Source organism: Sedimenticola hydrogenitrophicus (assembly GCF_029017505.1).
GTDB classification, from domain to species: Bacteria; Pseudomonadota; Gammaproteobacteria; order Chromatiales; family Chromatiaceae; genus Sedimenticola; species Sedimenticola hydrogenitrophicus_A.
On sequence record NZ_JAQGEI010000005.1, the window covers coordinates 120129 to 138962 of the forward strand.

At 64.3% G+C, this 18834-nt stretch carries 16 protein-coding genes and 1 tRNA gene; 9 read left to right on the forward strand and 8 right to left on the reverse strand.

Annotated elements, in window-relative coordinates:
- Positions 1–53: 53 nt before the first annotated feature.
- The 5 genes from O9K64_RS04645 to O9K64_RS23630 form a co-directional block, all read right to left on the reverse strand.
- Entirely contained in the window at positions 54–1322 is a 1269-nt protein-coding gene (locus O9K64_RS04645; protein WP_275096916.1) for an NAD(P)/FAD-dependent oxidoreductase, read from the reverse strand.
- Positions 1312–2811, reverse strand: coding sequence for an aldehyde dehydrogenase family protein (locus O9K64_RS04650; RefSeq protein ID WP_275096917.1), 1500 nt, complete (start codon positions 2809–2811; stop codon positions 1312–1314). The genes O9K64_RS04645 and O9K64_RS04650 overlap by 11 nt, the downstream gene beginning before the upstream one ends.
- Before the next feature lies 1 nt (position 2812).
- Positions 2813–3850 (reverse strand): ACP S-malonyltransferase, encoded by a 1038-nt coding sequence (locus O9K64_RS04655; protein ID WP_275096918.1) that lies wholly within the window; start codon positions 3848–3850, stop codon positions 2813–2815.
- The gene (locus O9K64_RS23625; protein WP_335342233.1) at positions 3847–5001 is read right to left on the reverse strand and encodes an alpha-ketoacid dehydrogenase subunit beta; all 1155 of its coding nucleotides are present in this window, start codon (positions 4999–5001) and stop codon (positions 3847–3849) included. Before O9K64_RS23625 ends, O9K64_RS04655 begins: the two co-directional genes overlap by 4 nt.
- A 65-nt stretch (positions 5002–5066) precedes the next feature.
- Complete coding sequence (locus O9K64_RS23630) at positions 5067–5924, reverse strand: thiamine pyrophosphate-dependent enzyme (RefSeq protein ID WP_335342234.1); 858 nt, start codon at positions 5922–5924, stop codon at positions 5067–5069.
- A gap of 593 nt (positions 5925–6517) precedes the next feature.
- Here O9K64_RS23630 and tadA point away from each other — a divergent pair.
- Positions 6518–7000, forward strand: coding sequence for a tRNA adenosine(34) deaminase TadA (tadA, locus tag O9K64_RS04665; protein WP_275096919.1), 483 nt, complete (start codon positions 6518–6520; stop codon positions 6998–7000).
- Positions 7001–7072: 72 nt separating this feature from the next.
- Here tadA and mltF read toward each other — a convergent pair whose 3' ends face one another.
- On the reverse strand, positions 7073–8461 hold the full coding sequence (gene mltF / locus O9K64_RS04670) for a membrane-bound lytic murein transglycosylase MltF (RefSeq protein ID WP_275096920.1): 1389 nt from the start codon (positions 8459–8461) through the stop codon (positions 7073–7075).
- A gap of 581 nt (positions 8462–9042) precedes the next feature.
- Between mltF and O9K64_RS04675 the strand changes: the two genes are divergently transcribed.
- The 6 genes from O9K64_RS04675 to O9K64_RS04700 all read left to right on the forward strand — a co-directional run bounded on the left by O9K64_RS04675 (position 9043) and on the right by O9K64_RS04700 (position 15684).
- Positions 9043–9132: transfer RNA gene (locus O9K64_RS04675), tRNA-Ser, on the forward strand.
- A 181-nt stretch (positions 9133–9313) separates the two neighbouring features.
- A complete protein-coding gene (locus O9K64_RS04680) occupies positions 9314–9604 on the forward strand; it encodes a nucleotidyltransferase family protein (RefSeq protein ID WP_275096921.1) in 291 nt (96 codons plus the stop codon).
- A complete protein-coding gene (locus O9K64_RS04685) occupies positions 9597–9944 on the forward strand; it encodes a DUF86 domain-containing protein (RefSeq protein ID WP_275096922.1) in 348 nt (115 codons plus the stop codon). Before O9K64_RS04680 ends, O9K64_RS04685 begins: the two co-directional genes overlap by 8 nt.
- A gap of 23 nt (positions 9945–9967) precedes the next feature.
- Complete coding sequence (locus tag O9K64_RS04690) at positions 9968–11410, forward strand: Wadjet anti-phage system protein JetA family protein (protein ID WP_275096923.1); 1443 nt, start codon at positions 9968–9970, stop codon at positions 11408–11410.
- Complete coding sequence (locus O9K64_RS04695) at positions 11400–12056, forward strand: DUF4194 domain-containing protein (RefSeq protein WP_275096924.1); 657 nt, start codon at positions 11400–11402, stop codon at positions 12054–12056. The genes O9K64_RS04690 and O9K64_RS04695 overlap by 11 nt, the downstream gene beginning before the upstream one ends.
- Entirely contained in the window at positions 12046–15684 is a 3639-nt protein-coding gene (locus O9K64_RS04700; RefSeq protein ID WP_275096925.1) for an ATP-binding protein, read from the forward strand. Before O9K64_RS04695 ends, O9K64_RS04700 begins: the two co-directional genes overlap by 11 nt.
- Before the next feature lie 84 nt (positions 15685–15768).
- Here O9K64_RS04700 and O9K64_RS04705 read toward each other — a convergent pair whose 3' ends face one another.
- The gene (locus tag O9K64_RS04705; protein WP_275096926.1) at positions 15769–16086 is read right to left on the reverse strand and encodes a c-type cytochrome; all 318 of its coding nucleotides are present in this window, start codon (positions 16084–16086) and stop codon (positions 15769–15771) included.
- 336 nt (positions 16087–16422) lie between these two features.
- Between O9K64_RS04705 and tsaA the strand changes: the two genes are divergently transcribed.
- Positions 16423–17133 carry a tRNA (N6-threonylcarbamoyladenosine(37)-N6)-methyltransferase TrmO gene (gene tsaA / locus O9K64_RS04710; RefSeq protein ID WP_305793036.1) on the forward strand — a complete coding sequence of 237 codons (711 nt, stop codon included), beginning with the start codon at positions 16423–16425 and terminating at the stop codon, positions 17131–17133.
- Here the strand turns inward: tsaA and O9K64_RS04715 are convergent.
- The gene (locus O9K64_RS04715) at positions 17130–17978 is read right to left on the reverse strand and encodes a DUF692 domain-containing protein (protein WP_275096927.1); all 849 of its coding nucleotides are present in this window, start codon (positions 17976–17978) and stop codon (positions 17130–17132) included. The genes tsaA and O9K64_RS04715 overlap by 4 nt on opposite strands.
- 386 nt (positions 17979–18364) lie before the next feature.
- Between O9K64_RS04715 and trxC the strand changes: the two genes are divergently transcribed.
- A complete protein-coding gene (gene trxC / locus O9K64_RS04720; RefSeq protein WP_275096928.1) occupies positions 18365–18790 on the forward strand; it encodes a thioredoxin TrxC in 426 nt (141 codons plus the stop codon).
- Positions 18791–18834 lie beyond the last annotated feature (44 nt).

An 18834-nucleotide genomic window follows, 5' to 3' on the forward strand; every position in this document is an offset into this window, starting at 1 on the left:
AGATCAGTCAACGGACCCAGCGCCCTTACTGACGGGGGTTGGCCCGGTTCGTGTCACCGGCAGCGCGCCGCGACGGCGTGGGTGAGGATCGATCCGGTTTCGTAGTAGCCCTGGCGCACGGCCACGAAGCTCTCGCGATGCGCGGTGACGGGTGCGATGGGCAGCAGACCCGGATCGTCTCGCAACAGCGCCTGCGCCGCCAGCGTACCGAAGGTGACGCCCGGCCCGATCCCGCGGCCGGAATAGCCGAAACAGCTATAGCCGCGCGCACCCAATTTGACGATTTTCGGGATGTGATCGCCGGTCATTGCGATGCGTCCGCACCATGCCTGTTCCAGCCTGCGGCGCCCAAGCCAGGGGAAGAGCTGTCGAAGCTTGCGATCCGACCAACTCGTGTGCACCTTTGCACCGGGTCCCTCCAGGTTACCGATACCGCCGATGATCAGGCGCCCGGTGAGATCGATGCGGAACGAGGACATTACCAGGGCGGTATCCCAGCACCCTTCGCCGCCCGGCAGGAGGCGTGCGCGTTCGTTGTCACTGAGCGGGGGGGTGGCTGCCTGGAAGTAGTGCAGCGGCACGGTTTGCGGTGCCTGTGCTCCCGCCGCCGATCGGTGATAGGCGTTGGTCGCCAACAGCAGCGACCCGGCCGCTACCTGTCCCGCGTCGGTTTCCACCACCCAGGAATCGCCCGTCTTCGTCAGCCGGCGCACCGGACTGTTGGCATGCAGGTGGGCGCCGTGCTCCGCCGCGGCACGGGCCAGGCCGCGACACAGAGCCAGCGGCTGCACCGTCCCGGCCCGCGCGTCATGGAGCGCGCCGTGAAACCGCAACGACCCGGTACGGCGCGCGGTCTCGGCGGCGTCGAGCAGCGTGACCGGGGCCCCGCGTGCCTGCTGCTGACGCAAGCGGTTCTGGAGTTCCCGCAGGCCGGCCGGCGAGTGGGCGCAATGCAGGGTGCCGTGGCGTACCGGTTCGCAGTCGATCGCGTACCGCTCGATGAGGGTGAATACACGCTCGGGCGCGGCGTCCAGTTGCGATAGCAGCCGCTCGCCCTCGCCACTGCCGAGGGACTTCAGGATCACCTTGGGCGGCAGCCACAGGCCTGCATTTACCAAACCCACGTTGCGCCCCGAGCCGCCGTGGCCGATCTCCGCCGCCTCGATCAGACACACCTGCGCGCCGGAGCGGGCGGCCTCCAGCGCCGCGGCGGTCCCGGTATAGCCGCCGCCGATCACCACCAGGTCGACCGTCTTGCGCTGCGCCAGGGGAGGCGCGCGGACCGCCTCCCGGCAGGTGGCCTGCCACAGGTTAGATGTCAAACTTCACCCCCTGTGCCAGCGGCAGTTCGGCGGAGAAGTTCACGGTGTTGGTCTGGCGCCGCATATAGCCCTTCCACGCATCCGAACCGCTTTCGCGGCCTCCGCCGGTCTCCTTCTCGCCACCGAAGGCGCCGCCGATTTCGGCGCCCGAGGGACCGATGTTGACGTTGGCGATACCGCAGTCGGAACCGGCAGCGGAGAGGAAGGTCTCCGCCTCGCGCAGGTTGAGTGTAAAGATGCAGGAGGAGAGCCCCTGGGGCACGTCGTTGTGCAGCACGATGGCCTCTTCCAGCGTCTCGTAGCCCAAGACGTAGAGGATGGGGGCGAAGGTCTCGCGGCGCACGATTCCGCTCTGCGCTGGCATCTCGACGATGGCCGGTTCCACGTAGGCGCCGCCCTCCGGCACCCCCGAGCTGACGATCCGGCCGCCGTGGATGGTGCCACCTTCCGCCCTGGCCTGCGCCAGTGCCGCCTGCATGCGCTCGCGTGCGGCGGTGTCGACGAGCGGCCCCACCAGCGTCCCGGGTGTGCGCGGGTCGCCGATGGGCAGGCTGGCGTAGGCCTGGGTCAGGCGGCCCACCAACTCCTGGCGGATCGAACGGTGGACGATGAGGCGCCGCAGCGAGGTGCAGCGCTGGCCCGCCGTCCCCACCGCCGAGAAGACGATGGCGCGCACCGCCATGTCCAGATCGGCCGACGGGGCCACGATCATGGCATTGTTGCCACCCAGTTCCAGGATCGGCCGCCCGAAGCGCGCCATCACTTTGGGGCCGACCGCGGCGCCCATGCGCGTGGAACCCGTGGCCGAGACGATGGGCACATCCGGCGACGCCACCAGCGCCTCACCGACGGCAGGACCGCCGATCACCAGTTGCACCAGCCCCTCGGGCGCGTCGCCGAAGCGCTGCAGCGCCCGCTCCAGTGCCTTCATGGAGGCCAGGGCCGAGAGCGGCGTCTTCTCGGAGGGTTTCCATATCACCGGATCACCGCACACCAGCGCCAGCGCCGTGTTCCAGGCCCACACCGCGACCGGGAAGTTGAAGGCGCTGATCACGGCGCAGGGGCCGAGCGGGTGCCAGCTCTCCATCATGCGGTGGCCGGGGCGTTCGGAGGCGATGGTCAGGCCGTAGAGCTGGCGCGACAGACCCACGGCGAAATCGCAGATGTCGATCATCTCCTGTACCTCGCCCAGGCCCTCGGAGAGTATCTTGCCCGCCTCCAGGGTCACCACGGTGCCCAATGCCGCCTTGGAGGTGCGCAGCTCCTCGCCCAGCAGCCGCACCAGCTCGCCGCGGCGCGGGGAGGGCACCTGGCGCCAGGCAAGGAAGGCCTGCTGCGCCCGGGCGATCACCCGGGGCATGTCGGCCGGGTCGGTCTCCTTGATCCGCGCGATCTCCGCCCCGTCGATGGGCGAGTGCACGGCCAGGGTTCCGCCGCTCAGCTCGTTCTGGCTCAGGCCGGCGGCCTCGAGGATCTGTTGATGATTCATTTCACACTCCCGTGGTGACGGTCTTGCGCTGCTCGTCCATGCCCACGGAGGCCAGCAGCGGTTGCGTCTGTTGCTGTTGCTGAAAATCGGATTTGTCCCGCAGGCCGCGCCACTCCGTGAGGATCAGCGCCTGCGCCACCGCACCACCCAGGGTGGTGCCGGGACCGGTGATGATGAACAGGTCGGGGGCGAACTCGCGGGCTGCGATACGCACCGCCTGGGTGAAATTGTAGGTCTCTGTCACCTGCTGGCCCAGGGTGTAGTCCCACAGCGCCAGCGGATCGCAGGCCCCGGGCCACCAGATCGCGCCGCGGCCGTCGATCATCGGCAGCCTGGGCTGGTTGAACATCGTCGGTGCCAGCCGCGCCCGGCCGCGTTCGGCCACCGGTGCCTGCAGGGTGCAGTGGAAGCCCGCATGGTTGACCAGGCGCAGGGGAAAGCGATCCTGCTGCGGCGGGACGGCGCCCTCAAAGGCCGCCAGCCCCGCCTCGTTGCCGGCCAGCACCAGCATCCCGCCGAGATCGATGGAGAGCGCCAGCAGATGATCGGGGCGGGCGTCGATCTCCGCCACCCGCGCCAACAGCGCCGCCTTGCGCCCGGCATCCGCTACCCACCCTTCTTCCACGAAGGGGTAGATGAGCTGGCCGCCGATCAGCGCCTCCTGCATCAGCGTGCCCATGGTGTTGGCGACCTCGAATCCCGCCTCGGCCGTCAAGGCCCCGCCCACGGCCAGCGTCGAGTACCAGCCCAGGGAGTTGCCGGTCACGGCGACCACCTCAATCTGCTCTCGATCGATGGCGCGGAAGTCACCCAGCGTCGCCGCGTAGATCAACGCCGAGGCGTTGTCGCCCCGCGTATGCGTGGCGAGCGAATAACGGGTCGCGCCGTCCAGGGCCGACAGCGTCTCCTGCCCGAGTGCCGCACGCCGGGCATCGAAGGCCTCGAGCAGTCCCTTGTTGCCGAAGTGGCGCTGTAGGTAGCCGAGCTCGCTCTTGGTGTAGGTACCCCGCCCGGGGCAGATGACCACGGCGCTCTTCATTTCGTCCCTCGCACCAGGCCCAGGGCCGCCTCGAAAATGGTCTCCGCCGATGGCAGGGTCGCGGCGTAGGCCGGGCCGGTGGCGATGAAGCTGTCCTCGGCGGTCAGCCGTGCCAGAGGCACCCGGGTCCGCTCGGCGAACAGCGCCATTAGAGCCTCGGCAATACCCCCCGAACGCCGGGTCTCGTCCACGACGAGGATGCGCTGCGCGCCGCGTACCGCTTCCATCAGCGCATCGCACGGCAGGGGCGACAGCCAGCGCATATCGATTACCCGTGTCCGTATCCCCTCCGCCGCCAGCCGTTGCCCGGACTGACGCGACAGATAGTAGCCGTTGCCGAAGCTGACGATGGCCAGATCCTCGCCGCTGCCGTGCACGCCCACCTCGCCCAGCGGAATCACTTCGTCCACCGGGGGATAGACACTAATCCAGCCGCCATCCTCGCCGTGCAGGTCGCGCATGGGGTAGAGCGCGATGGGTTCCAGAAACACCACCACGCGCTGCTCTTCACGCGCCAGGCGCACACACTCGCGCAGCATGCGCGCCGCGTCCGCACCGTGGGAGGGGCAGGCGAGGATGATGCCGGGGATGTCACGCAGTACCGCCAGCGAATTGTCGTTGTGGAAGTGGCCGCCGAACCCTTTCTGATAGCCCAGGCCCGCGATACGCACCACCATGGGATTGGTGTACTGGCCGTTGGAGAAAAACGGTAGCGTCGCCGCCTCGCCGCGGATCTGGTCTTCGGCGTTGTGCAGGTAGGCGAGGAACTGGATCTCCGGGATGGGGATGAAGCCGTTGTGCGCCATGCCGATGGCCAGGCCGAGGATCGACTGCTCGTCCAGCAGCGTGTCGATCACCCGGTCGGGGCCGAAGCGCTCGCGCAGCTTCTGGGTCACGCCGTAGACGCCGCCCTTGCGCCCCACATCCTCGCCCATCAGCACGATCTCGCGATGCTCCAGCATCAGGTCGGTGAGGGTCCAGTTGATGAGGCGCGAGAGGATCTGCGGCTCCCCCAGCGCCTCCATCCGGCCGCCGAAGGCCGCCGTGCGCGCTTTGGTGTCTGGACGCGGGGTCGGGCGGCAGGCGCGCGGCGGCGGGACCAGGCTGGCCATCACCTCACGGGCGGTTTTCAGCCGCGGACGCTGCACCACCTCGGCGGCGATGCGCGCGACCCGCGCGTTGGTCTCCTCATAGATCGCCAGCGCCGCGGCGGGCGTCAGCGCCCGGCCTGCTCCAGCAGTCGCACCGAGTGGAGCAACGGATCGTTGGCCTCTTCCGTCTCCACCAACTCGCGCGGCAGGTAGCTGGTCGGCAGATCGGCGCCCGCGTGACCGTAGAGGCGGAGGGTACCGATGTGGAGGATGGCGGGCTTTTTCAACCGGCGCACGTAGCGGGCGGCCTCGGCGGCGACCCGATAGGTTTCGTAGATGTCGAGCCCGTTGCAGAAAAAGTATTTCAACCCCGGGCGCTGACCGAAGGTGGCGGCGATCCAGCCCGGCGGCGTCCGGGTCGAAATGCCGATGCCGTTGTCCTCGCAAACGAACAGCAGCGGCAGGGGGATGGACTGGAACGCGGTCCACTGCGCGGTGTTGAATGCGCCTTGCGCGGTGGAGTGGTTGGCCGAAGCGTCGCCGAAGGAGCAGTAGACGATGGCGTCGTCGGGCAGCGCCTGGTGTTCGGGCCGAAGCCGGCGTGCGGCCCCAACGGCATACGCCGCGCCCACCGCCTTGGGCAGATGGCTGGCGATGGTGGAGGTCTGGGGCGGGATGTTGAGTGCCCTGGAGCCCAGCACCTTGTGCCGCCCGCCCGAGATGGGATCTTCGCGGGAAGCGGCGAAGCTCAGCAGCATGTCCCAGGCGATGGACTGGCCCGGCAGCTGCGCGGCGCGGGCGATCTGGAACGCCGCATCCCGGTAGTGCAGGAACGCCATGTCGGTGGGCCGCAGCGCCGCCGCCACCGCCGCCATTCCCTCGTGCCCCGACGAGCCAATTGTGTAGAAACCCTGTCCCGCTTTCTGCAGCGCCCGGCTCTGCCGGTCCAGGGCGCGGCTCAAACAGCCTGCGCGGTAGATCATGACCGCATCGACGGCCGTCAGCGGTCCGGCAGGTGCGTGGCCTGCCGGCAGGTCCCGTGCCGCCACCTGGCGCAGGAAGTTGTCGTGGACGATCTCAGAGCGATCCATAAGGCGTTACTTTACCCTCACTCACCGGGAGTATTAAATAATTGTTCTGGTTTCGCGGTGGAGGGGCTGGTGCCTCCTGCCCCCGTGAATCTTTTGGGGCGTCTGCCGCCAGGGATGGCGGCAGCGAGCCCCCATGGATGGGTTAACGGCGTCCCCCGGTAGAAGGTAGCAGCCCTCCGGGCAAACGAGTATTGCTCCTCTCTCATCAATCAGCCACCAATCAGGCCCAGCTCGGTAAAAGGCTTAGCGAAGGCCTGCAAACCGGTAATGGTACGGCCGAGGAAGGCTTGAGCCTCCACGGGGTGAGTCATTTTTACCTGATTAGCTGAATTTCACTTCTGCTTGTTTGGCCATATCAGTAAGATATAGCCACATTTTTTCAAGTAATTATCGATAATGGGGTTTGTCATGGAAATTATTCCGCCCGTCAATTCCAGGCAATTGTATTTACAATGCTTGACCAGCTTGTTGGCCAACGAGTGGGAATGAGCGAACGTCCCGTCCCGCGGTCTGCGGATAGCCTCGATGAGGCGTTCATGCGCCAAGCCATCGCCCTGGCCCGGCGTGCCGAGGCCGAGGGGGAGGTGCCGGTGGGGGCGGTGCTGGTGGCGGATGGCGAGGTGATCGGCGAGGGCTGGAACCGGCCGATCACTGCTAGCGATCCCACCGCCCATGCCGAGATCATGGCGCTACGCGACGCGGGACAGCGGATGAAGAATTACCGGCTGCCCGGCACCACCCTCTACGTCACCCTGGAGCCCTGTCCCATGTGTGCCGGCGCCATCGTTCACTCCCGCGTCAGCCGGGTGGTGTTCGGCGCCACCGACCCCAAGGGCGGGGCGGCCGGCAGCGTGTTCAATCTGCTGCCGTCGGACGAACGGTTCAATCATTACGTGCAGGCCGAGGGTGGGGTGCTGTCCGAGGCTTGCGCCGAGCTGTTGCGCGCCTTCTTCCGCTCCCGGCGCTGAAGTAGGTCATCATCAGGGGTCGGGGTCAAGCCGGTCGAGATCAAAACTCCCTGGTACCGTACAGGGATGGATTTACAACACCGCCGGTAGGGTGGTGACCACCGCCTGCAGGGGCTGTTGCTTCTGCTTGCGGTTGTGCCACAGCAGCAGATCATAGTAGCTGCGGATATTGTCCACGTAATGGACCGGCTCCTTGCCGCGGGCAAAGCCGTGTTTGAGCGTTGCGAAATATTTCTTCTGGGAGAGCAGCGGCAGGTGCTGCTTCACGTCCGACCACTTGTCCGGATCACCATCGTTACGCTGGGTGAGGATACGGGCATCCTCCAGGTGGCCGTACCCCACGTTGTAGCCGGCCAGGGCCATCCAGGTGCGGTCCGGTTCCTGGATGCGTTCCGGGAGCTTCTGCTCCACCTGCCGCAGATAGCGGGCGCCACCGCTGATGCTCTGGCTGGTGTCGGTGCGGTCCTCGATGCCCATTTGTTTGGCGGTGGCGGATGTCAGCATCATGATCCCCTTCACCCCGGTGGGGGAGACCGCCTTGGGATTCCAGTGGGACTCCTGGTAGCCGATGGCGGCGAGCAGCTGCCAGTCCATATCATTCTGTTCCGCCGCCTCCTTGAACAGCGGGATCAGCGGCGGCAGGCGTTGCACCAAGTGCCGCGCGAAGGTGCGGTTGTCGACAAAGCCCAGCCTCTCCACGTAACCGTAATAGCGCTCCAGCAGCTGCTCTAGGGAGCCGTCCTCCTTGATCCGGTTGATGAAGGTCTTGGCCGCCTTGTACAGGCTGGTGTCCTCGGCATGGGGAAAGGCCCAGGCCACCGGCATCTCCTCGCCCAGGTCGAAAGCCACCTTCAATTCGGGATGATAACGCCGGCTCAGGGCCACCTCATTGGAGTTGGCGATGGTGTAATCGATCAGCTCCTCATAGACCAGGTTCAGCAGTTCCGTGCTCTCCACGGCGCGCTGTGCGTCCCAGTTCAGATCCGGATACTCGGCCGCCAGTTGCCTGAGCTGTTCCTCATGGCTGCTGCCGGCCATCACCTCCAGGACCCCATCGACCGTATCGATAATCTTCCTGGGACGCCGTTTGCCCGACTTGTAGACAAGCTGGGCGGTCACGCGCTGATATTCCGGGGTAAACCTGATCGCCAGCTCCCGGTCGGTAGTCACCGTCAGGCCGGCGGCCGCAAAATGGGCTTCGCCGCGCACCACGGCCGGCAGGATCTGATCGAAACTCTCCGGGATGACGTACTTCACCTTGACGCCCAACTCGGCGGCGAACTGTTCAACCAGCTCATACTCCAGGCCATGGATACGCTCCTTCTCCTGGATATAGGTGGCCGGATTGTTGCGGGTGATCACGATCAGCTGCCCCTCCTCCTTGATCCGTTCGATCAGAGGTTTGGGTATGCTGCAGCTGGAAAACAGCAGGCTCAGTGTCAGGATCCACAGGGTACGCATGGCTTACGGGGTAACTTTCAGCGTCCTTTGTTGGGTCAACGACCGGGTTTGTCTGGTGTACAATCGACCCCCTATTCTAAAGGAGGTTTCACCAGATCGCGAAGCTCGGTCTATCCGGTTGTTTTATATCATTTTTAATCGATTGCCATCTGGTTTGTCTATAGCGATAATAGCGCCGCTGCTGTCAGCGGCGGGAGAGTCGGGTACAATAGCCCGTCACCGGGCGAAGGGCGGGATGCCCGGAGTCATGGGTTTGATCCGACAGTGCAACGCGCCGTTGTTCAGCCGTACAGAATTGGAGAGGTGCCAGAGTGGCCGCAAAAATCGCCAGGAGCGATTTTAGCGCCCGTAGGGCGCCCCGAAGGGCGAAGGGCAGGATGCCCGGAGTAATGGGCTTGACTCGACGGCGCAACGCGCCGTTGTTCAGCCGTACAGAATTGGAGAGGTGCCAGAGTGGCCGCAAAAATCGCCAGGAGCGATTTTAGCGCCCGTAGGGCGCCCCGAAGGGCGAAGGGCAGGATGCCCGGAGTAATGGGCTTGACTCGACGGCGCAACGCGCCGTTGTTCAGCCGTACAGAATTGGAGAGGTGCCAGAGTGGCCGAATGGGCTTGACTCGAAATCAAGTGACCCCTTGCGGGGTCCGTGGGTTCGACTCCCACCCTCTCCGCCAATTTTTTAAGCTATTGCAACGATCTACCTGCCCTGGTTATTGGATGCTCATGCGTTTCAGCCGTTTCGCTGAACCCACCGCTGCCAAGTGATGAGTGGTTTCCTTTTTTATACTGTTAGAGTACCGGTTTCAATTCGACGCGCAAACCGGATAGAGATGAACCTCCACCGGTGATGACCCAATGAGGAAAAAACAGGCACTGGAGCTGCTGCGTTCACACAAGGCCGAGCTGTCCGAACGATTCGGGGTGATCGATCTGGCGCTGTTCGGGTCCACGGCGCGTAACGTCGCGGGCAAGGACAGCGATGTCGACATTCTCGTTTCATTCGATGGACCGGCCGTCTCGAAACGCTACTTCGGCGTCCAATTCTATCTGGAGGATCTTTTCGGTTGCCCTGTGGATCTGGTAACAGACAAGGCGCTACGCCCTGAGCTGCGGCCTTATGTGGAGCAGGAAGCCATCCATGTCTGACACAGGTAAGCCGAACCGTAGATGGGACTTCTATGTGCGGGATATGATCGGTTTTGCGCAAAAGTGCTTGTCTTACGTCGCAGACATGGATCAGCGGCAGTTCGTCACCAGCGGTATCACCTATGATGCCACCCTGCGTAATCTCGAGCTGATCGGCGAAGCGGCCACCCATATTCCCGATGACATCCGCGCGACCTATCCTGAAATCCCCTGGCGGCAGATCATTGCCACCCGAAACCAATTGATTCATGCCTATTTGGGCATAGATGATGATACGATCTGGAGTATTATTCGGGACGACATACCGGATCTGCTTTCAAAGCTGGAAAAAATCGCATGACCCGTCCCGGAAGGGTTCACTAAGTGTTCTTCACGGAAGACCGGGAACACTTTTTCAGGCCGCTCAACGGCAAGTACCGGGGTCAGGTGGTGGACTGCCTCCGCACCTTCTACGCCCGCCTCTACAGCTCGCTGGCCGACTACAGCCGCAGTTTCAACCGCGAGCAGGTGATCGAGATCCTGGAGGAGGCGATCGCCCGCAGCCCGGTACTGGATGAGGACGAGGCCGAGGTCTACCAGGCCCCGGCCCGCTCGCAGCGCGAGCAGGCCAACTGGATACTCAATCAGCTGCTGGAGTACGGCTGGCTGGAGCGCCAGATGGACGAGGCGACCATGCACAGCACCTACGCCTTCACCCGTCACGGCCGCCTGTTCACCCAGCCCATGGTGGAGGCGTCCGGCGGCCGTTTCCGCACCCGTCACCGCAACACCCGCAACACCCGCAATGCGCTGCAGTCGTTCCTCGACAAGGGCGAGGTGTACGACCTGCTGGACGCCTTCGAGTATTCGGAGCGCATCATCTCCGACTTCTCCGATGTGATCGCCGAGCTGGACGAGCGCAAGCGCCAACTGGTCAGGGAGGTGGAGGCGCAGCAGGTGGTGCAACGCGCCTCGGACGAATTTTTCGATTTCATGGAGAAGCGCTTCATGCCGGACCTGTCGATCCGCCTGTCGGCCGATTCGGTGGAGAAGTACCGCGACGAGATCAGCGAGCTCATCGGCAAGGCGCGGCGCAAGCGCCGCGAGTTCAAGGCGCAGGCGGAACGGGAGTTGCGGCGGGCGGTGCCGGAGCTGATCGAGCACGTCAACCGTTCGGTCTATCTACTGATCCTCGACGGCATCGAGACGCGCATGCACAACGCGGCGGCCATCATGCTGCCGGCCCTGCGCCAGGCGCTGAACGGCTTCACCCGTCGCGCCGACATCATCATGCGCCAGCTCAGCTATACCGGGGCGTCGGGCCAGAACCGTCTGTTCGGCCTGTGCGAGCGGCTGCGCAGCGCGCCCGAGGCGCTGCAGGAGCGCGCCCTGGCGGCGGCGGGTCAGGCCCTGTCGGTGATGGATGTGGGTTTTGTCGACCCGGACGGCATTCGCCTGCAGCAGGGGCGTCGGCCCCGGCGGGTGAACAGCTCGGTCGAAGCGGTTGTGACGAATGACCGGGTCTCCCGCAAGGCGCTGTTCGTGCAGAGCGCGGTGGACCTGGCCTTTACCTTCAACAGCCAGGGTCAGCGTGATTACCTGATCCAGGCGCTGTGTGACGGCCATAGGATCAGGAGTCATCAGCTGCCGGTGCGCGACGCCCGGGAGCTGCTGATGAGCACCCATGCCATCGAGGTGGGGGCGCTCGGCGGCGGCGAGTTCAGCTTCCGGGTGACCCCGACCGACAACCGGGTCGGCACGGACTATTTCCACGCCTGCGATGAATTTACCATTGAACTGATCGAAAGGGAGCCGAATGCTGACTGAAGCACTGCTGGAGGCGCTTGAGGAGGCGGGGGTGAGCCTGCAGGAGTTCCGCGAACTCTGCCTGCGCCTGCTCAACTACGGGGTGCTGTGCCGCGCCGAGAGCCAGACCGAGCAACAACTCTACGACCGCTATCTGCGAATCGAGCCGCTGGTGGAGGAGTACCTGGATCTGATCGGCGTCAGCCTGTTCCACGACCGGCGCTTTGCCTATCTGCGGCTCTATCCCCCCGGCGCCCGGGTGCCCGGCATGGAGGATGCGCCGGAGAGCGCCTTCAGCGGCGGCCTGCGGGCGCGGCTGCGCCAGGATGAGGTGGCGCTGTTGCTGGTGTTGCGGCTGCAGTATGACAAGGCGTTGCGGGAGGGCCAGCTGGACGAGCACGGTCATGTCCTGGAGTCGGTGGAGTCGCTGGCCATCGCTATGCGTAATTTGCTCGGCCGCACCCTGCCTGACAAGATTGTCGAGCGCAAGCGGGTATTCAACCGGCTGCGCCAGTTGCGGTTGATCGACTACCGGCAGGATGAGGAGATGGAGAACGGTGAGGCGTGGATCCGCATTCATCCGATGATCGTCACCTTTGTCAGCGATGAGGCACTCACCGCCCTGGAAGATGAGTTGCCGCAACCCGAGGCGGAAGATGTTTCTTAAACAGTTTGTCTATATCAACTGGGGCAACATTCCCAACCTGGAATTCGATTTCGGCCCGGTCAATCTCTTCTCCGGTGGCAACGGCTCCGGCAAGACCACGGCGGCGGACGCCATCCAGACGGTGATGACGGCCGCCCACGAGAACCTGTTCCAGTACAACCCGGGGCAGGACGAGACCACCCAGCGTGGACGCGGTGGCAAACGGGTGCGCACCCTGGCCTCCTATGTGCTGGGTTGTGATGATGGCAGCTATGCCCGGCTCGATCCCAGCGACGGCTACCTGGCGGCGATGTTCCACCCCACCCAGGGGGAGAGCGGCGAACCCTTCACTGCGGTGATCGCGGTGCGCGCCTGGCTGGACAGCGCCGGCAGTAACACGGTGGCGCGCCAGGACGACGCGCAGTTTTTCATTATCAGCGGCGAGACGCTCGGGCTGTCCCATTTCGTGCGCGGCGACAGCGCCAGCCGCTACGTGGTGCCGTTGCCGGAGCTGCAGACCCTGCTGATCAGCGAGTTCGGCAAGCGCCGGGTGGAGAAGTACGAGACCAAGAAGGCCTACCTGCGCCGCCTCTACGGCGCCCTGCGCGGCAAGTCCGACGCGGTTACCGAGGCCGAGGCGATCGCGGCGGCGCGCGCCTTCTCCCGCTTCATGTCCTACAAGCCGATCAAGGGGATCAACCGTTTTGTGGCGGATGAGATCCTGGAGCAGAAGGATCTCGGCGAGGCGGTGCGCTCGGTCTCCAGCCAGCTCAAGACCATTCACCACATGGAGCGGGATGCGGCCAATCTGCTGGGGTCGATGGAGACCCTGCGCCGGGCCGGCGCGCAGGCGCAGCGCTATATCGAACAGTGGACCGAACTGAATGTGCTCGATTACACCCTGGCCCAGGCCGAGCATCAGACCCGCCAGGCCGACTATCTGCGCGGCAAGCAGCTGCAGCAGACCCAGCGTCAGGCGCAGCAGGAGACCGAGCAGGCGATCGCCCAGCTGGAGCGACAGGCGGAGCTGGTGCATGACCAGAGGATCGGCCTGGAGGCGCAGCGCCAGGGGGTACAGGCCCTGCGCCAGAAAGATGAACTGGAGAAACAGCGCAGCGGGCTCGACAGCCGCCTGGTAGCACAGGCCCAATCGGTACTGGCCCAGGATCAATTGGTCAGCGAAAACATCCAGGCCAGCCGGGATATCGCCGAGGCGCTGGGCGATGCGACCCTGCTGGACGGCGAGTCCGGGATCTCCGTGCTGGAGGCTGGGTCACTGGCCCGGGAGGTGGCCGGCAGTGCCCGGCAGGTGATCGGGGAGCTGCACCACCTGGTGCAGCGGGACTTTTCCGGAGCCCTGCCGGCGCTGGTGGCCGAGCTGGATCAGGTCCAGGCGCTGCAGCAGGTCCACAACCGCTGGCACGCCTTCTGGCACGGCGGCGAGGCTGAGGCGTCGCCAAGAGAACAGCTGGCCGCGCAGCAGCACACCCGCCGGGCGCGTTACCAGCAGCTGGCCGAACAACGCCGCCACAAGCAACACGAGATCGAACGGCTGAATGCCAATCAGGTCAGCTACCCCGCCTATGTGGAGCGGGCGTTGAAGGCGATCCGCCAGCACTGCCCGGCGGCCGACCCCCGGGTGCTCTGCGATCACGTGGAGGTGAAGGACCCGCGCTGGCAGTCGGCCATCGAGGGTTATCTGGGCGGGGCGCGCTTCTCCATCCTGGTGGAGCCGGAGTATGAGGCCGAGGCCATCGGCATCGTTCGCCGCCTGCCGGGCCGGGACAACCGGGCGCGAGTGATCCAGGGGGAGAAGGCGGCCAGGGATGCGGCGCGTATCAGTCTCGATTCCCAATCGATTATCCACGTGCTGGAGTTCAGCCACGCCGCGGCCCGCGCCTACCTGACCGCCAGTTTCGGCACCGTGGTACGGGTCGCCTCCGCAGAGCAGCTGCGCATGACCCGGCGTGGTATTACCGAGGAGGGTATGGGCTCCGGCAGCTACAGTATGTGGCGCTGCGATCTGCCGGACAGCGACCTTGTGTTCGGTGCAGGGGCGCGCGAGCGGGCGTTGCAGGCCAAGTCGCAGGAGCTGTCGGAGATCGAGGTGGAGTGGAACCAGGCCAACGACCGGCTGCAGCGGATCGCACGCCTGCTGCAGGCAGTGGACCGGTTCCGGCACACCCGCTACGCGGACGATCTGCAGGCCATTGTCGAGACCCATCGTGAGATCGGCCAGATCGACGGCTTGCTGGCCCAGCTGGACCTGAGTGAACACCGGGACCTGGAGGCGCGGCTGCAGGTGTTGAAGGCGGAACAGCTGGAACTGGAAACGAAAAAGGGGGGTCTGCACGAACAGCGTGGCGAGATCCGCAAGGGGCTGGAGAGTATCGACAAGCAGCTCCGGTCGCTGAGCGACCTGCAGGAGCAGAACCGGGAACGGCTGGACGCCTGCGAAGCGGCGCTGCAGGCACTGGCAGCCAGCTGGCCCGAGTTCGATAGCGAGGCGCGTCTGCAGGCGGCCGATAACGAGGCCCGTGATCTGGATATCGCCACCGCCCGCAATTTCCGTCATGAACTGGAGAAGGGGCTGCAACAGGCCCAGCGTCGGACGGAGGACGAGGTCAAGGCGCACAACCAGCACTGCCGACCGGCCGATACCATTATCTATCCCGACTTCAGCGGCGACTACGATGCCGCCCTGTTCCGCGCCATCTGCCAGCTGCAGCGCGAGATCGACCGGGTTTACAACATCCTCAAGAACAATATCCTGGTGGAGAAACACCAGCAGCTCGAGGAGCTGAAGGGGGCGTTCAACAACGCCTTCGTCACCCACCTCTGTCACACCATCCACCAGGCGCTGAACGACGGCAAGCGCCAGATCGAACAGTTGAACCGGGAGCTGCAGCACCACCGCTTCGGCGCCGACCGGGAGACCTTCCGCTTCGCCAGCGACTGGATACCGGAGTACCGGGACTATGCGCGCTTCTTCCAGGAGGTGGTGAAGAATCCGCTGCTGGGGGACGAGACCACCCTGTTCGAGGTGGAGCTGTCGGCAAAGTCGCGCAAGGTGCTCGACGAGCTGATGCGCATGCTGCTGGACGAGGATGAGCAGCGGGCGATGCGTGATCTGGAACGCATCGCCGACTACCGCAACTATCGCCGCTACGAGATCTACAAGGAGGTGGAGGGCAAGCCGCCGATCCCCCTCAGCGAGTACGGCACCGGCTCCGGCGGCCAGCTGGAGACCCCAGCCTACATCATCCGTTCCGCCGCCATCACCTCCGCCTTCCGCTTCGCCGAGGGCAACACCCACCTGCGCATGGTGCTGGTGGACGAGGCGTTTTCCAAGATGGACGAGACCCGCTCGCGCGAGGTGATCAACTACCTCACCGGCAGCCTCGGTCTGCAACTGCTGTTCATCATGCCCACCAGCAAGTGCGGTCCCTACATGGACCTGATCAGCCACGAGTTCGTGTTCGCCAAGGTGCCGAGCGAGCGCCTGCGCGGACGGCTCAACACCCGGGTGCTGGTGGACCGGAAACAGTGCAACCAGGAGCGCATCCAGGCGCTCTGGGCCAACCACCGGCGCAACGTCTACCACCAGGCAGAGCTGGATTTCATGCAGGAGTTCGCGACGGCGGATTGAACCTTAATGAGTCGCCCCGGTGGTTGGATCACTCCAGGGAGGATGCAGCCGCTGCCCGGTATATCCCGGGACAGCGGTTGACCATTAGTGCGTCAGCATCCAGGTAATGACTTTTTTAATGTCCGCCAGTGGGGCCGGACTGGGCGGCATCTGCGTCTCTCCCCATTTTCCACCCGGACTGCCTGCCTGGACCGTGGCAGCCAGGGTGTCGACCACGCCGTCCTGGCCGGCATATTTTTTGGCGATATCCTGGAATGAGGGTCCGATCAGTTTGGCATCGGCCTTATGGCAACCAAGGCACCCCGACATCATGGCCGTTTGCTGGTCGGCTTGGGCTGTGAAGCTGGCAAGCAGCACTGTGGTGCATGCCGAGGCCAAGAGTATCGGGTAGAGCTTTTTCATTGGCGCACCTGCTTTTGTTGTTTTATGGAATGAATTGGGCATTGCTCAATTACAGATAACGGCAGTAAGCAAGGAAAACTTAACTGTCACGGGAGGCATTTTTTAATATAAAACAGGGTGATATAGTGGGTTTATTCTTTGTCGGCCCGCTCTGTCACGGCTGGGCGAGGTGAAAAAGTGGCCTGAAAGCGGGTCGGATGCATTCGCACTTTTCCGGATACGATTACGCGGGTAAATCCGCTCCGCCATGACGGAATTCATCCCTTTGGGTGTGCGGCGTAGCTTCGACCTTGCGCCACCGGTATTTCCCGGCTGGGAACTTAATATTGGACGATCATGACCTACACATTCGAACCCATCGGCTACATCCGCTCCCCCTACAAGGAGAAGTTCGGCATTCCGCGCCAGCCGGGGTTGATTCCCGAGGCGCGGGGCGAGCTGGTGTTGGTCGCACCCTACGACCGGCCGGAGGCGGTGATCGGCCTGGAGGGGTACTCCCACGTCTGGCTGCAGTTCGTGTTTCATCAGGCGCTGCGCGAGGCGTGGCAGCCGATGGTGCGGCCGCCGCGGCTGGGCGGCAACAAGCGGGTCGGGGTGTTCGCCAGCCGGGCGCCGTTCCGGCCCAATCCGTTGGGGTTGTCGGTGGTGAAGCTGGAGGGGGTGCGCACCGTCGACGGCGAGGTGGTGCTGGAACTCTCAGGCATCGATCTGCTGGACGGTACCCCGGTGCTGGATGTGAAGCCCTATGTGGGGTACGTGGACAGTATCCCCGAGGCCCGCTCCGGGTTTGCCCCGGAGGCGCCGTCGGTCAGATTTGCCGTGCGTTTTTCGGATCTGGCGGAGGGGCAGCTGCAGTCCCGTCACGAGCCGGAGCATCTGCGCCGCTTCATTACCCGGTTGCTGGAGCTGGATCCCCGTCCAGCCTATTCGGGAGAGCCCCAGCCCGGGCGGGTCTACGGCATCCGGCTGTATGATTTCGATCTGCGCTGGCGGATCAGCGCAGATGTCATCGAGGTGCTGGAGCTGGCGCCGCCGGGTGTGGATTAAGTTCCGGCGAGATATTGGTCCACCGCCCGGCGGATTTTACCGATATCAAACAGCGTCCCGCTCAGGGTTGGGATGGTGTCCTCGCGCTCGATGATGGTGGTGACCCGGCCGAAGCGGTCGAGCAGTTCGGTGTACAGTTTCCAGATCGGGTCGATGAGGTGCGGAGGGGCATCGCACGCCTCATCCGCCGGCGGCTGGAAGCTGATATCCGGCAGGTGGATCTGCCGCACCCGTCCGATGGGCAACTGGCCAATGTAGTCAGAGGCGCTGAACCCCTGGTTCAGACTGCTGCTGAGCAGGTTGCCGATATCGATCAGGATCAGGGAGTCCGAGCGCGCGGCCACTTCGCGGATGAAATCGGCCTCCGGAATCTCCTGATTATTCTCCTGTTCCAGCGGTACGTTTTCCAGCAGGATGCGCCGGCCGAGGAAGGACTGCACCCGGTTGATGCGCGCGACCACATGCTCCAGGGTCTCTTCGGTATAGGGTAGCGGCAGCAGTTGGCCCTGCTGCTCATCGTCCGCCCCGCGCCAGCAGAGGTGGTCGGAAATCCAGGCCGGCTCGATCCGCTCGGTCAATCGCTTCAGCCGGTCCAGGTAGCCCTGGTCCAGCGGCCAGGGGCTGCCGATGGATAGCGAGAGGCCATGCAGCATGACGGGGTAGTGTGATCTCAGCTCATCCAGCTGGCGCAAAGTTGCTTCATCGGCATCCAGATAGTTTTCGCTGATGACCTCGATGCAGTCCAGCGCCGGCTGGTCATGGAGCAGGGTTTCCAGATACTCGGTGCGCAGGCGCAGGCCGTATCCGAGATAGTGGCGTGTATCGCTGTTTTTTCTTCTAATCATAGGGCCAGAACCGTCACCTCATTGGCACGACAATACTCCGCTTGTCCCTGGCAGGGCAAGTGGGGGGTAGCGTGGCGCATCTGTCAGCATATCAGCAACTACTTGAAAACTGATATTACCGTACCCAACTGGGGCTCAGGAGAGTGAATCGACCGGTGCTGCTACTCGCCCGAGGTGTCCACTGTAGGCTCACAGATGCACCACGGAGACACGGAGGACACAGCGGTGTGTCCGGACAACGCAACGGATCGGGTCGTCGGGGAGGCACCGTTTACGGACTTGGAGTTGGCCCACATGAGAATCCTGTGATTTCTCTGCGCTCTCTGTGTCTCTGTGGTGCGGATAGATGCAGGTAGTTAGCGACGGTTTTTTTCTGGAGAGGTGTGATGACACATATCGTATGTCCCCATTGTCAGGGGGTGAACCGGGTTCCTGAGCGGCGGCTGGCCGAGGAACCGAAGTGCGGCAAGTGTCGCCGGCCGCTGTTCAACGCCACCCCCATTGCCCTGAACGGCGCCGGATTCGAGCGTTTCATAACCCGCAGCGAGCTGCCGTTGCTGGTCGATTTCTGGGCCCCCTGGTGCGGTCCCTGCCGGATGATGGCCCCGGCCTTTGAGCAGGCGGCGCGTCGCCTGGAGCCCAGGGTCCAGCTGATCAAACTCAATACCGAGGAGGAGCAGGCGGTGGCGGCGCGATACGGCATCCGCAGTATCCCCACCCTGATCCTGTTTCGCGGCGGGGCGGAGATCGCCCGGGTTTCCGGGGCGATGGATGCCGCGGGCCTGGTTGCATGGACGACAAAACAGCTGTGATTTTTGCCGGGTGTCGCATGGACAGCGATACCCCGATTCAAGTA

Coding starts and splice junctions, on each gene's coding strand:
- O9K64_RS23630 (WP_335342234.1), bottom strand. CDS start 5,924: ATGATCTACCGCGCAGGCTGTTTGAGCCGCGCCCTGGACCGGCAGAGC.
- O9K64_RS04685 (WP_275096922.1), top strand. CDS start 9,597: ATGTCTGACACAGGTAAGCCGAACCGTAGATGGGACTTCTATGTGCGG.
- O9K64_RS04650 (WP_275096917.1), bottom strand. CDS start 2,811: ATGAATCATCAACAGATCCTCGAGGCCGCCGGCCTGAGCCAGAACGAG.
- O9K64_RS04680 (WP_275096921.1), top strand. CDS start 9,314: ATGAGGAAAAAACAGGCACTGGAGCTGCTGCGTTCACACAAGGCCGAG.
- O9K64_RS04705 (WP_275096926.1), bottom strand. CDS start 16,086: ATGAAAAAGCTCTACCCGATACTCTTGGCCTCGGCATGCACCACAGTG.
- mltF (WP_275096920.1), bottom strand. CDS start 8,461: ATGCGTACCCTGTGGATCCTGACACTGAGCCTGCTGTTTTCCAGCTGC.
- trxC (WP_275096928.1), top strand. CDS start 18,365: ATGACACATATCGTATGTCCCCATTGTCAGGGGGTGAACCGGGTTCCT.
- O9K64_RS04695 (WP_275096924.1), top strand. CDS start 11,400: ATGCTGACTGAAGCACTGCTGGAGGCGCTTGAGGAGGCGGGGGTGAGC.
- O9K64_RS04715 (WP_275096927.1), bottom strand. CDS start 17,978: ATGATTAGAAGAAAAAACAGCGATACACGCCACTATCTCGGATACGGC.
- tsaA (WP_305793036.1), top strand. CDS start 16,423: ATGACCTACACATTCGAACCCATCGGCTACATCCGCTCCCCCTACAAG.
- tadA (WP_275096919.1), top strand. CDS start 6,518: ATGAGCGAACGTCCCGTCCCGCGGTCTGCGGATAGCCTCGATGAGGCG.
- O9K64_RS04700 (WP_275096925.1), top strand. CDS start 12,046: ATGTTTCTTAAACAGTTTGTCTATATCAACTGGGGCAACATTCCCAAC.
- O9K64_RS04655 (WP_275096918.1), bottom strand. CDS start 3,850: ATGAAGAGCGCCGTGGTCATCTGCCCCGGGCGGGGTACCTACACCAAG.